Below are 14,480 nucleotides of genomic sequence, written 5' to 3'. Positions count from 1 at the left end.
TGATTAAGAGTATTATAACAGTAATATTTATTATATGTAAACCTAAAACCGGTCAGGCTTTTTTATCCGCTCTCTTAAAGTCGCTCACGTTGACGCCGTAATACTTTTTAAAGCAGCTGCAAAAATAGTTGGCGTCAGGGATGCCGACCAATTCGGCAACTTCAAAAGCCCTATACTCATCTTTCCGCAGCAGCTCCATAGCCTTTTCCATTCTCACAGAAGTAAGGTATTCTATAAAGCTCATGCCGGCTTCTTTCTTGAATGTGCGGCTCAAATAGCTCGGGTTAAGGTACATTTTACCCGCGACGGACGTCAGCGACAGGTTATGGTCATTATAGTGCTCGTCGATATACTTTTTGACTTCTTGGACCATATCGCTGATTTTATGCTGATTTACACTGTTCGAGATATCTATGGTTTCTTTTATCAAGGCTTTAACATATTCTCTGGCTTCCGGCATTGTGCTAATCTTCATCACTTCGCTGTTGACACGTATATTCTCTTTATAGATAAAGTCTATGTCTTTGCCGGATTCCAAAAGGGTCTTGAGGCAAAGGGCAGCAATATTTCCGACTGCTATCCTGATTGCCTTTACTGCGCCTTCGCTTTTTATATCAATGCTGTCGAGTATCGCGTCCGCAGCAGCAATGGCTTTATCAGTCAGCCGGGATTTTATGCTGAATGTCAGCTCTTCGGTAAGACTCTCCGTATCTTCATAAATTTTTTTGCCTGAGGCCCTAATATTGCTGTGAAGTATTACCGAATTTCTCCCAACCGCTACTTTGTAGTTCAAAGCCTCAAGCGCTTCCTTGTAAGAAATTGATATCTGATTTAACTTGTCCTTTATCGTGCCGACCCCAATACAGATATCAGCATCCATATTCTTATCCATGAACCCTTCGCATTTCTCATAAAGGTCCGTATTTTCATCGTTGCTAATTACTATTATCCTGCTCATGGTGTCAAGGAATACTATCATGCCTCTAAAAAATGACCTTGCCTTGTTCAAAAGCTGTATGGTGTTAAGGAATCTGGTTTCCTCGTTTTCAGCAGTTTCTTGGATACATTCGATAGCAGCAACCTGATAAAAGTTTCCCCTCAGGTTAATCCCCAAAAACATCATGTGCTCGTATTCTTTTTTCTCATCAAATTCGCCCAGAATTAACTCATTGTAGAATTTTTCACGAATATACGGCAAGTTTTCTAAGAACTGCCGCCGCAACGCGCTGTATTCCTCATTGTCACTGCGGCGCTTTTCAATTTGCTCTTTCAGCTTAAGGACAGATTTATAAACCTCATCATCGGAAATGGGTTTGACGATAAAATCTGAAATACCCATTTTTATGCTCTTTTGGGCGTTTTGGAAATCATCAAACCCGGTGACAACCACTATTTTTATTTCCGGATACTTTTCCTTAACCAATTTGCTGAACTTTAGTCCGTTCATAACGGGCATGTTTATATCAGTGAATATGATATCCGGCCGGTTTTGTTCAATCAGCTTCAGCGCCTCATCGGCATTTGAAGCCTCTCCCACGATTTCAATATCGAGTTTATCCCATTCTATGCAGTTTTTTAATAAATTTCTTTCAAGGTATTCATCATCAACTATAATCAACTTTATTTTTTCATTCATTATTGTCCTTCTCCTTTATTGCCGGGAAAATGATTGTGGCCTCACAGCCTTTTCCTTTTTCGCTTTTTACTTCAAAGACAGGTGAATCAAAATAAAGCTTCAAGCGTTCCCTCGTTATCTTGAGCCCTGCACCGCTTTTTTCGCCGTTTAAAAGCTTTTCTAATTCTATTTCGTCCATGCCCTGGCCGTTGTCTTTAATTTTTATCACCACCATACCGTCTTTCAGGGCCGCGCTTATTAACAAAATTCCTGCCTGAGGATTATCTTTTATGCCGTGTTTGATTGCGTTTTCCACAAGGGGCTGCAGGGTCAGCCGCGGTATCATCAGCGGCCTGACGTTATCGTCAATCTGCCAGTCGACAGTAAACTTATCCTTAAATCTGATAAGCTGTATCGTCAGATACTGCTTTATCATTTCAAGTTCTTCGTTAATCGTGACTGTCTCGCTGCCGCTGTTCAAAAATGACTTATAGAATTTGCCTAATGCCACGACAATTTTGTAAACCTCTTTATTCTGCCCGGACAGGGCAAGGGAGCTTATCGCATCAAAGGAATTGTAGAGAAAATGGGGTTTTATCTGCAGTTGAAGCGCTTCAAGCTCCGCTTTTCGCTTGGCTTTCTGCTCGTTCACCATGTCCTTAAAGAGGGTTTGAATCTCCCTGACCATGATGTTATAGACATTCTGGAGCATGCCTATCTCGTCTGAGGTCTTTCGAATATGTACTTCTGTGAAATTTCCGTCTTTCACGCTGCTCATCGCTTTGGCAAGGCGGTTTATCGGCCTTGTTATCGAAAGCGATATGAACATTATGGAGACAGCGAACATGACCAAGGTTATAAGCATAAGGACAGCTACAAATATCTTGAACGTCTGTTCCTGTGCGGCCAGCTCGTTAATCGGGGTGATGGTCGCTATCGTCCAGCCATAGTCGTTTTTTACGCTGGCAATAATGTGTTGTTTCCCATTTATCTTTTTGTATTGTGATACATTGCCATCTTTTATACTCTCTGTAATAAGCTTCAGCTCATTGCCATCAATGTTACCGGAACTGATAACCGGTTTCCTGTTTTCGTCGCAAACTATGATTTTCGTGTCATTCACTTGTTTGCCGAAAGATGAGTAAATATAATCTGTTGAAATATTCACCACCATATAGCCGATGGGCTTCTGTGTGTTGATATCGTTAATTCTTCTCATCAATGAAATATAGTTTCGGCTCGTGTTGTAAAAAGCGCCGCCGGCGTTTACCTTCAGAATATAGCCTCCGAACTTTTCGTCAAGTTCCTTGTACCAATCTGTCGATTTAAGTTTTTTAAGGCTCAGGTTTTTCATATCGTCATTTTCAACGTAATACTCATGCCCGTTATTATCAAATATGTATATTGATGAAATGGCCTCATAGAAATTAGTAAACTCAGTAAGGTAATTGTCTATTTGCTTTTGCGTATAATCTTTAAGCCCATTTGAACGAAGAACCGATTGTATTGCAGAACTGGATATCAGCATTTTGGACTGATTATTAACCGTATCAATAATCAAATCAAGGTTTGAACTGATAGTATTGACGCTGTCGGAAGATAGCTGTTTTATTTTTTGCTCTGTCATATTTGCATTCAGCCTCTCAAATGTCAAGAAACATAGAGACGCAAAAAGGATAAAAACTGTCAAGTAATAAACAATGACCTTAACCGACAATTTTGCGTTCAAAATCCATCTTAAAAATTTTTTCATTGATTTCTCCTCACTTAAACAGTGATCCAATAAAAAATTTATCAAAATCGCCGATACTTAAAATTGCATAGTAATAATATTTTAATATATAGAAAGTTCTTATACAAGTATCACAAAATTGTTATGGATTTTATACCAAAGCGATAGCTTTTACACATAAATATTTTACTACAAATTAATCTTTTTGGTATATATAACAGAATACAAGTAAAAATATCATTTATTTTAGTAAAAATATTATGTTCAGCTTTTTATCCTAATGGGTTACTATGTAACCATCCGATAATCCGAATAAATTTACAATTGGAGGGTGAATAATGAAAAGGTTTGTAAAAAAAGCCGGCGCTCTGCTCCTTGTCGCTGCAATGGCAGTCGGTATAACCGCCTGCAAAAGCTCTGACAAGAAGGCAGAATCATCGCAAAGCGGCAAAGTTACATTGACATACTGGAATATCTTCACAACTGAACCGCAGAAGTCAATGGCCGCTAATATCATTAAAAAATGGAACGATGACAATCCAGATATCCAAATTCAAGCATCCTCAACCGAAAACGACGCATATAAAACTAAAATCAAGACAGCAATCTCAGCCAATGAAGCACCTGATATCATTTATTCATGGACACAGGGTTTCATGCAGCCTTTCGTTGAGGCAAATAAACTTCTTGCCCTTGACGATTATCTGAACGACGGTACTAAAGACAAAATGCTGCCAGGCGCCCTTGATACCGTTACTTTCAACGGCAAGGTTTATGGCCTCCCCTATCAGCAGCAGGCTGGTGCCCTTTATGTCAACACAGAACTCTTTAAGAAATACAATGTCAAAATTCCTACGACATTTGACGAACTCTTAACTGCAGTTAAGACATTCCGTTCAAAGAATATCACCCCGATGGCACTTGGCGAAAAAGACGAGTGGCCGGGCATGTGGTATTATGACATGATCGCCCTTCGCACAGCAGGTGCAGATCTTTGCACAAAAGCTTTGACAGGCCAAGCCTCATTTGAAGACAAAGCATTTGCTGATGCAGCCGATAAGCTCCTTGAGCTTGTAAAGGCTGGAGCTTTTGATCCGGGCGTCATGGGTCTTACCAGAGATGAATCCAATGCCCAATTTACACAGGGTAACATCGCGATGTACTTCGGCGGAAACTTTGAGGCCGCACAGTATGACGCTGATAACTCTGCTGTAAAAGGAAAGATTGAAGCTGTTCCGTTCCCGGTTGTTTCAGGCGGAAAAGGCGATCCTAAGGAATATATCGGAGGCGGCAGTGACTGCCTGCTCATTGCAGCTAATACAAAGCACAAAGACGAGGCTGTAAAAGCTGCTAAATATCTTGCACAGAACCTCTCTTCACAGGGCTATCTTATTGGCGCAGGACTCCCGATGTGGAAATATGATGACATTGACGAATCAAAGATTGATCCGCTTACCCAGCAGATTATGAAAAATATCGTAAATGGTTCGACTGGATGTGTTCCGGCGTGGGATATCTTCCTCACTGGTGACAAAGCTCAGGTACATAAGGACTTGGTTGCTAGAATATTCGGCAAAACAATTACAGGCGAAGAATTCGCAAAACAGATGCAAGCACAGGTTAATGGTTAATTTTTAACCGGGTAATCCCCGCCGGTTAACCCCGGCGGGGTATCCTCCCTATTTTACACAGGCTTTCGAAAATAATACGGCGGGCAAAACCGCAGTTTTATAATAGCAGGCTTCTTATTAAGCCTGCCGATAAATTATTGAATAGTTAGAAGGTTGTTTATGGAAAAATTGCTCAAAGATAAAAAAGCAATCTTCCTTTTCGTATTTCCGGCCTTTTTGATATTCGCTGTTATAGTATTGCTTCCAATATTATTTTCATTTATTTACAGCCTTCAAAACTGGAACGGAATAAGTAAGGGTATTTTTATCGGATTCGACAACTACAAGAAATTATTTGTAAATAACGCCGACGATTTCTTAAAGTCAGTTTGGAACTCATGTATACTGGCAATTTTGTCGGTGTTTATCCAGCTTCCTATCTCACTCCTGCTCGCTTTGGTTCTCGCACGGGGCATCAAAGGAGAAAAGACATTCAGAACCGTATTCTTTATTCCCGTCATTCTTTCAACTGTTGTTATCGGCCAGCTTTGGATGAAAATATATAATCCAAACTATGGCCTTCTCAACATAATACTTAAGAACATTGGCCTTGCATCTTTGCAAAATGCATGGCTTGGCAATCCAAAAACGGCACTCGGAGCAGTTTTTGTCCCCATTCTGTGGCAGTACATCGGTTATCATATGCTTCTTATGTATGCCTCGGCAAAATCAATTTCTACAGATATATATGAGGCAGCAAAAATAGACGGTGCAAACGAGGCAACCACTGCCTTTAAAATTACTATCCCATTGATGAAACCGATTATAAAGGTTTGTGTTGTTTTCGCCGTTATTGGTTCTTTTAAAGCATTCGACCTTATCTATGTTCTTACAAACGGCGGGCCACTCCACGCAAGCGAAGTGCCGACAACACTTATGTACACAACAATATTTGCGAAATACCAGTACGGTTACGGCAGTGCAATGGCTATATTCATCATCGTTGAATGCCTCGTATGCACAATTTTGATAAATAAACTCTTTGGCAAAGATGAAACATATTGATTATCTGACTATCTTATTCAAACATGCCGGTTCAACTCGGCGGATAGGAGCTTATCATGCAAAATACAGATGTAGCTGCAATTAAAAAACCTGCTCATAAAATTCATATAGGTAGAATTATAGTCTTCACTTTGCTGGTAATTTGGGGTATAATACAGGTATACCCGATATTTTGGCTGTTTCTTTTTTCCTTTAAAAACAATACTGAAATCTTCGGCGGAAATGTGCTGGGATTTCCTAAGGTATGGCAATTCTCTAACTACTCAACTGCTATGACCAGCGGCAACGTCGGGATCTATTTTTTGAACAGCCTTATCATAACAGTTGTGACAATCATTGTTTCAAGTATACTCATTGCGACAACTTCATATGCGATTGTGCGCATGAAATGGAAGCTGAGCAAAGTGACGCTCACAGTCTTTACGATGGGACTGATGATACCGCTCCATGCGGCATTGCTTCCGCTGTTCGTCATACTTAAAAACCTTGGACTTCTTAATACCCATCTTGCGCTTATTGTTCCTTATGTAGCATTTGCGCTTCCTATGGGCATTTTCATCATGACAGGATTTCTTTACAGCATTCCACGAGAGCTTGAAGAGGCCGCTTGTATAGACGGCTGCAACATTTATCAGATTTTTGTGCGTATTATTTTGCCGTTGATACGCCCAGGCCTCGCAACAGTCGCTATCTTCACTTATCTCTCAACTTGGAATGAACTTATGTTTGCTAACACATTTATCAGCGATGAAAAAATAAAAACGCTGACTGTTGGTATTATGTCACTTTCAGGACAGTATCAAACCGACTGGGGTCCAATTGGCGCAGGTCTTATGATTGCGACAATACCTACCCTTATCATCTACGCGTTCTTAAGCGAACAGGTTCAAAAATCCCTTATTGTCGGTGCTGTTAAAGGATAATAAGTTTTATGTGAAAATACGACCTGGATTCCCTTTTTCAATTTACCCACTTTGGCCTTCGCGGTCTGCGGATGGCAGACCGCGAATTTGCCATATTATAAAGCAAGGCTCTTCCTGCGCAATTTTGCGGAGGAAAGCCTCAATTTTGTTTTTGGTTGATTTAAGCCCGCTTAGTCTTCGGACGGCAGGCTTCTTCAATATTCAAATAAAAATGCTTATATTAGCCAAACTAATCCTGGGAGGTAGTCGCATGGATAACAATCTTCCTTATCTTGACAGCAGCTTGAGCTTCGAAGAACGGGCGAAAGACCTTGTTTCTCGCATGACGCTCGAAGAAAAGGTTTCGCAGATGCTTTATACTTCGCCTGCAATCGAGCGGTTAGGTATTCCGTCTTATAACTGGTGGAATGAAGGCCTTCACGGCATAGCGCGTGCCGGTGTCGCTACAGTCTTTCCTCAGGCGATCGGCCTTGCCGCAACTTTCAACCCTGAACTTGTAGAAAAGGTCGCTGATGTCATCTCCACTGAAGGGCGCGCAAAATACCACGAATTTCAGCGCAAAGGCGATCACGATATTTACAAAGGTTTGACCATTTGGTCACCGAACGTAAATATTTTCAGGGATCCCCGCTGGGGCCGCGGCCATGAAACCTACGGAGAAGACCCATATCTGACTGGTGAGATCGGCAAAGCTTTTGTAAGAGGTCTTCAGGGCAAGGATAAAAAGTTCTTAAAGACCGCCGCCTGCGCAAAGCACTTTGCAGTACACAGCGGCCCAGAAGCTGAACGCCATTCATTCAACGCCGTAGTCTCCAAAAAGGACCTGCGTGAAACATACCTTTACGCTTTCCGCGAGCTTGTGAAGGAAGCCAAGGTTGAGGGTGTCATGGGTGCCTACAACCGTACAAACGGCGAACCTTGCTGCGGAAGCAAAACCCTGCTTAAAGACATACTCCGCAAAGAGTGGGGCTTTAAAGGTTATGTGACCTCTGACTGCTGGGCAATTAAGGATTTTCACGTCAACCACCATGTTACTAAAAACGCAATTGAATCGGTAGCAATGGCTCTCAACAACGGCTGCGATACCAACTGCGGCAGCATGTTCGCGAACCTGCTCATCGCGTATCAGGAAGGGCTGGTAACCGAGGATGCAATCGACAGGGCAGTTGAGCGCTTAATGGTTACCCGTATGAAACTCGGTTTGTTCGCAAAACCGGGAGAAGACCCGTATGCTAATATCCCATATGAGTTAAATGATTGCCCCGAACACAAGAAGTTCAACCTTGAAACATCAAAGAAAACACTTGTACTCTTGAAAAACGAGAACAATATCCTTCCGCTCGATAAGAAAAAGATAAAATCTATAGCGGTAATAGGGCCAAATGCCAACAGCCGCAGCGCACTTATAGGCAACTACCATGGCACTGCTTCCCGCTATTATACCGTACTCGACGGCATACAAGACGCCCTTGGTGAGGATGTCCGCGTATATTACGCAGAAGTATGCCATTTGTGGAAAAACAAAACGGAAGAGCTCGCTCTTGAAGGTGACAGGCTTGCCGAAGCTGTTTCCGCCGCAGAGCGTTCCGACGTCGTTGTTCTCTGCCTCGGCCTCGATGAGTCCCTTGAGGGTGAAGAGGGTGACGAGTCCAACGCCTTCAACAGCGGAGACAAGATAGGGCTTGAGCTCCCCGGTCTGCAGCAAAAACTTATGGAAAAGGTTGTCGCAACCGGAAAGCCCGTTATACTCGTTCTGCTCGCAGGCAGTGCGCTCGCAGTAACCTGGGCTCAGGAGCATGTTCCCGCCATTATTCAGGCGTGGTATCCGGGAGCTGAGGGCGGAAAAGCTATCGCTTCGCTGCTCTTCGGCGAATTCAGCCCCTCAGGACGGCTTCCTGTAACTTTCTATAAGTCAACTGATGATCTGCCGGATTTCCGTGACTATTCAATGGAAAACCGCACCTATCGTTACTTTAAAGGCACACCGCTTTATCCCTTCGGCTACGGGCTGAGCTATACGAAATTTAAGTATTCAGACCTGTCGCTTTCAAGCAAGGTCATAGCTGCAGGCGAAAATCTGTCTGTCACCGTAACCGTTGAAAATGTCGGCAATATGGAAAGCGATGAAATCGTAGAACTCTACCTTCAGGATTTAGAGGCAAGCGTCAGGGTTCCGATTTGGCAGCTTGAAGGAATCAAACCTATACACCTAAAGCCCAACGAGAAAACAAAGGTCACATTTGAGCTGACCCCACGCCAGATGTCGCTTATCGACAATGACGGAAACCGTGTCCTTGAACCGGGCTATTTCAGAGTTTATGTCGGCCCGTGCCAGCCGGATAAGAGAAGCGTAGAGCTTACCGGCCAGGAGCCGCTCAGCGCGGAATTCGAGGTTCAAGGTCAAAAATTAGAGATGGAATATTGATTTTGACAACAGCAGTTTACAGACGGCTTAGTACACCCAATAATAATGACAACAACCGCATTTAACTAAGACATCTTAGCACCTCGACAATTTAATAACAGCATTTATCCTGACATCTTAGCACCTCGGCAATCTTATAACAGCATTTATCTAAGACGCCTTAGTACACCGACAATGCAAAATCTCATTTGTAATTCCAGGACCTGGCTACTAATAATACCGACACAATACAAAATTAGGAGGTTCCACAATGAACGGAACAATGAAAGCCGCTGTAATGAACAAAGTTGGCGAAATCAAGTTCGAAACGCTTGATATCCCAACACCGAAAGACGACCAGGTACTTGTCAAAATCAAGCATGTCGGCATATGTGGTTCGGACGTACATTATTTTGAGCACGGGCGAATCGGAGATTTTGTTGTCCGGGATCCGATAATACTCGGACATGAAAGTGCCGGCGAAGTCGTTGAAGTGGGTCGAAATGTAAAACATCTCAAAGTTGGTGACAAGGTAACCCTTGAACCGGGTTATACCTGCGGCAAATGCGAGTACTGCAAAACCGGCAGATACAACCTTTGCCCAGATGTCGTTTTCATGGCGACCCCACCTTACAACGGAGCTTTTGTGGAATATGTAGCTTATCCTGCTGATATGGCGTTCAAACTGCCGGAAAACATGGATACGGTTGAAGGCGCTCTTATCGAGCCTCTCGCAGTCGGCCTGCACGCTGCCCGCACAGCAGACGCTCATATCGGCCAAACGGCTGTAGTTCTCGGAGCTGGCTGCATCGGACTTGTTACACTGATGTCCCTTAAAGCCATGGGCGTGTCAGAGGTTTACGTCTCTGATGTCATCGAGAAGCGGCTTGACAAAGCGCTGGAGTGCGGCGCGTCAGGGGTTATCCGCGCGGATAAAGAAGATACCGTAGAGGCAATAAACAAACTGACGAACGGGCAGGGAGCGGATCTGGTCTTTGAAACCGCCGGCAATAAGATTACCACCAAGCAAACAGTAAATTTGGTAAAACGCGGCGGGAAGATCGTTCTTGTCGGCATGGCTCCGGACGCAACGATCGACTATGATTTCATCTCTTTGATTTCAAAAGAGGCTTCTATTTCAACCGTCTTCCGTTACCGCAATCTTTATCCGACAGGGATAAAAGCTGTTTCGTCTGGACTTATTCCTATCCGCAAGATTGTCACAAACTTCTTTAAGTTTGAGGACACCCAGTATGCAATGAAATATTCCATCGAAAACGCACGAGATATGGTCAAAGGCGTTATTGAGTTTGACTAACCGTTTACCCCCTTTTATACAAGGCCGCCGGTGGTATACACCGGCGGCCTTGTAGTTTGTTTGCAGTATTAAAAACAGCCCGTCTAAAACTTAGACGGGCTGTTGCTGTATACTTTTACTTTATATCAAATTTATAAACCGTTGTTTCGTCGTACTTTTCTCCTGCCTTTAGAACAGGGCTTTCAAACTGCGGCTTATTTATAGCGTCTGGGGCAAACTGTGTTTCAAAGCAGAATCCTGCCCTCTTTTCATAGACAAAACCGTCTTTGCCTTTTTGGTCGCCTTTAATGAAGTTGCCGCAGTAAAATTGCATGTCCGGCAATGTTGTTGAGCATGTCATATGGCGGCCGCTGTTCTTGTCCCATGCCTCAGCAGCTATGCCCATCTTATGGCCTTTGTCCAGCACCCAGTTGTGGTCATATCCGCCCGCATAATTGAGCTGATAATAGTCGTCGTCAATGCGCTCGCCGATGGCGTGGAAATCACGGAAATCCATTGGAGTGCCTGCGACATCGAGTATTTTCCCCGTCGGGATGCTTTCATTATCGGCCTCTGTAAAGCGCGCCGCATAGATTTTTACCAGTATCGGATGAATGTTTCCCGACTTATGTCCGGCAAGGTTGAAATATGAATGGTTTGTAAGGTTGCAGATGGTGTCTTTGTCGCTTTCAGCTTCATAGTGAAGTGTAAGCTCGTTATCATCGCTCCACGAATATGTCATCTTAACCTTCAGCGTTCCGGGGTAATTTTCTTCGCCGTCAGGGCTTGTGTATCGCAGCTCAAGGACATCGTCCGTCCCGTTTGATTTTACTTCGCAGTCCCAAACCTTGGAATCAAAGCCAAATATGCCGCCGTGCAGGTGGTTCCGACCGTCATTGCAGTTGAGCTGATATTCGCGGCCGTTTAATGTGAATTTCCCGAGCCCTATGCGGTTGCCGCAGCGGCCTATTGCCGCCCCGTAAAAATAGCTGCGGGACTCATAACTCTCAATATTGTCATAGCCGAGCACAATATCGTCAATCTTTCCGTCCCGGTCTGGAACTTTAATTGATACTATTGTCCCGCCGTAGCTGCAAACAGAAACTTCGCACCCAGACTTGTTTCTGAATGTATATAACGTCACAGGTGTTCCGTCTTTGGTCTTTCCAAAGGGTTTTGAGGTAATCTTAGTCATTTTTTATTCCCCTTTCATATCAATTAAGCCTATTTATTTTAATCATTCAAAGAACGGGCTAACTACCAGGACAGCAGAAAGCACAACAATAAACGCAACGGTTGCTATTGAAACGATATTCTGAGCCTTAGTATTTACATACTTGCCCATGATGCGCTTGTCGTTGACGAGGATAATCATAAATATAAGTATGACAGGAGACAGTATACCCGCAATCTGCTGTGTAACAACTGCGAGCTTTATAAGCGGAATGCCCGGAATAAGTACCAGCGCCGCGCTCGCTGCTATCATAAAGGTGTAAATGCCGAAGAAAAACGGTGCCTCTCTGAAATCATTGTCAACACCGCTCTCAAATCCGAAAGCCTCACATATGGCATAGGCGGTGGACAGCGGTATAATTGCACAGGCAAGCAGCGCCGCGCCGAGCAGCCCTATACCGAACAGGGCGGAGGCGTACTCCCCGGCGATGGGGGCGAGCGCTTTTGCAGCCTGGTCCGCTGTAGTAAAGGTGATATGTGATTTATAAAGCGTCGCCGCAGTGCAGACGATAATGAAAAATGCTATGGCGTTGCCCCATATGGCGCCAAAATAGACGTCCAGCTTTTCGTATTTATAATCCCTGAGCGACAGGTGTTTGTCGACGACGGTTGACTGCAAATAAAACTGCATATACGGCGTGATTGTCGTTCCGATAAGGCCTATCAGCGTCAAGATATACCCCTTGTTCAATTCAAAGGTGGGGTGGACCATACTTCTGAAAACATTTGACCAGTCGGGTTTTGCCTGAAACGCTGATATGATATAACCGAAAAAGACAAAGGTAAATGCGAGAAAAACCTTTTCAACCTTGCTGTAAGAGCCTTTGGTGACAAGCGCCCAGATAAGCACAGCGGCAATCGGTACGGATATGAATTTGCTGACATGGAACAGCCCGAGGCTCATGGCGACGCCGGCAAAGTCGCCCATTACAAGCCCGAAATTCGCAATCAGAAGAACTGTCATAGCGAAAAACGCCCATTTTACGCCGAATTTTTCCCTGATAAGGTCAGAAAGCCCCTTGCCCGTAACAACAGCCATCCTCGCATTCATTTCCTGAACTACCGAAAGGCCAAGGGTTATGATGAGCAGCCCCCACAGCATTTTATAGCCGTAATTAGCACCCACTGACGAGTAAGTCGCAATGCCGCCCGCATCGTTTCCCGCATTGACTGTAATTATGCCAGGGCCCAGTATCGCTAAAACCGAGAGAACACTGCGAAGCTTTCTTCTTGTTTTTTCTTTCATATCGCATTGCCCTCCCGTTATTTATATTTTTCGTGCAGCAGATTATCGACGACATCGCCGACTACTACAATGCCGAGTAAAAATTCATCCCTATTGATAACCGGCACGGCAAGCAGGTTATACTTATAAACAATCTCATTCAGCGTTTCTATGTCATCGTCATCATAGACAGATATAAATTCTTTATCCATTATCTGAGACAGTTTGACGTTTGGCTCCGATATGACAAGGTCACGCAGCGATACAGTCGCCAGCAGCCGTTCATTCTCGTCAACCACATAAATATAGTTTATCGTATCGGCCTCCGGCTTTAAACGCCGCAGCTGCAAAAATACGTCGCCGACAGTATAGTCGCTGCTGAATGCGAGATAATCCGTCGACATGACGCTGCCGACTGTACCTTCGGGGTATTCCATAAGTTCCCTGACCTCATCGGAGGTCTCGCGGTTCATCTCGCGCAGTATGCGCTCGGCCTTATCTGGATGAATAGCGTCAAGGATATCCGCCACCTCATCCGACGGCATTTTTTCAAGCAGTTCGGCGGCTTTCGTGTCTGTCAAGCTTTCGATAATATTGGCTCTCGCCTCGGGTTCCATCTCTTCGAGTATATCGGCCGCCTTTTCTTCATCAAACGACGCAAAAACAGAGTTCTGCGACTTGCGGTCAAGCTCTTCTATTATATCCGCTAAATCTGACGGGTGGAGGGTTGAAAGCTTTGACGATTGCTTTGAAAGCTTTATGCCCGGGCGGTCAGTATCAATCGTCTCAACATCGTCCCACAAAATCAGCTTGCTGGGAATAGAGGCGCCGAACCTTTTTAGTATGGATTTAAGCGGCTTTGCTATGCCAAGGCGGCGCAAAAGCCCCTCAAGGCCGACGTCAACGGCTACAAGGCAGATGCCAGCGGAGGTTATGGCGAGCCTTAAATCGTTGACCCTAACAACCTTATGCCCGTCGGTATCAACAATCTGCCTATCCTGAATATCACGATCCAAAAATATCACATTATCGCCGGAAAGCTCCGTCAGTTTGATTTCTTTGCAGAAAAAGACATATTGGCCGTTATCTTTAATTATATCAATAGTTGAGGAGTCAAGAATCCTGCCGTCGCGCAAAGCGACACCGATAACCTTCGGGTGTTGAGAACCGATTTCAACCGCAAGGTCGGCAATCTTCCCGATGGCTGTCTCACTGTTGCTGAAAATACTGCTGCCGATAATACGGCTCAGGTAAAAAGTTGAGACAAGATACATTTTTAACCCCCCATTCTTGATATTAGTGTGCCAATAAAACCAATTAATTATCGATAACGCATTTGTTGTATACAAAAAAACAGTCCGCACCAAGACGGTGAG

General features: G+C 44.1%; 10 protein-coding genes. 5 read left to right on the top strand and 5 right to left on the bottom strand.

The features are described 5' to 3' along the window. Positions 1-52 precede the first annotated feature (52 nt). The gene (locus V6C21_RS10235; protein WP_479268972.1) at positions 53-1,636 is read right to left on the bottom strand and encodes a response regulator; all 1,584 of its coding nucleotides are present in this window, start codon (positions 1,634-1,636) and stop codon (positions 53-55) included. Next, entirely contained in the window at positions 1,629-3,368 is a 1,740-nt protein-coding gene (locus V6C21_RS10230) for a cache domain-containing sensor histidine kinase (protein WP_479268971.1), read from the bottom strand. The genes V6C21_RS10235 and V6C21_RS10230 overlap by 8 nt, the downstream gene beginning before the upstream one ends. Positions 3,369-3,685: 317 nt before the next feature. Between V6C21_RS10230 and V6C21_RS10225 the strand changes: the two genes are divergently transcribed. The 5 genes from V6C21_RS10225 (at position 3,686) to V6C21_RS10205 (ending at position 10,667) form a co-directional block, all read left to right on the top strand. Then, positions 3,686-4,978: an extracellular solute-binding protein gene (locus V6C21_RS10225; protein ID WP_034842973.1), complete on the top strand. Its 1,293-nt coding sequence runs from the start codon at positions 3,686-3,688 to the stop codon at positions 4,976-4,978. Positions 4,979-5,137: 159 nt separating this feature from the next. Next, positions 5,138-6,022 (top strand): carbohydrate ABC transporter permease, encoded by an 885-nt coding sequence (locus V6C21_RS10220; protein WP_479268970.1) that lies wholly within the window; start codon positions 5,138-5,140, stop codon positions 6,020-6,022. A 56-nt stretch (positions 6,023-6,078) separates the two neighbouring features. Further along, entirely contained in the window at positions 6,079-6,945 is an 867-nt protein-coding gene (locus V6C21_RS10215) for a carbohydrate ABC transporter permease (RefSeq protein ID WP_045085093.1), read from the top strand. A gap of 250 nt (positions 6,946-7,195) precedes the next feature. Next, positions 7,196-9,370, top strand: a complete 2,175-nt coding sequence (locus V6C21_RS10210) for a glycoside hydrolase family 3 C-terminal domain-containing protein (protein ID WP_479268969.1) — start codon at positions 7,196-7,198, stop codon at positions 9,368-9,370. A gap of 250 nt (positions 9,371-9,620) precedes the next feature. After that, positions 9,621-10,667: an NAD(P)-dependent alcohol dehydrogenase gene (locus V6C21_RS10205; protein WP_479268968.1), complete on the top strand. Its 1,047-nt coding sequence runs from the start codon at positions 9,621-9,623 to the stop codon at positions 10,665-10,667. Positions 10,668-10,782: 115 nt separating this feature from the next. Here V6C21_RS10205 and V6C21_RS10200 read toward each other — a convergent pair whose 3' ends face one another. From V6C21_RS10200 to V6C21_RS10190, 3 genes are read right to left on the bottom strand one after another with little or no spacing between them, the layout of a single operon-like run. After that, positions 10,783-11,841 (bottom strand): aldose epimerase family protein, encoded by a 1,059-nt coding sequence (locus V6C21_RS10200; RefSeq protein WP_034842984.1) that lies wholly within the window; start codon positions 11,839-11,841, stop codon positions 10,783-10,785. Between the two features lie 42 nt (positions 11,842-11,883). Beyond that, positions 11,884-13,125 (bottom strand): Nramp family divalent metal transporter, encoded by a 1,242-nt coding sequence (locus tag V6C21_RS10195; RefSeq protein WP_034842986.1) that lies wholly within the window; start codon positions 13,123-13,125, stop codon positions 11,884-11,886. Positions 13,126-13,142: 17 nt separating this feature from the next. Then, complete coding sequence (locus V6C21_RS10190) at positions 13,143-14,378, bottom strand: magnesium transporter (RefSeq protein WP_034842989.1); 1,236 nt, start codon at positions 14,376-14,378, stop codon at positions 13,143-13,145. Between the last annotated feature and the right edge of the window lie 102 nt (positions 14,379-14,480).

The organism is [Clostridium] cellulosi (assembly GCF_036762875.1).
Lineage (GTDB): Bacteria > Bacillota > Clostridia > Oscillospirales > Ethanoligenentaceae > Ruminiclostridium_D > Ruminiclostridium_D cellulosi.
This window is presented reverse-complemented; position numbering and strand designations above follow the sequence as displayed.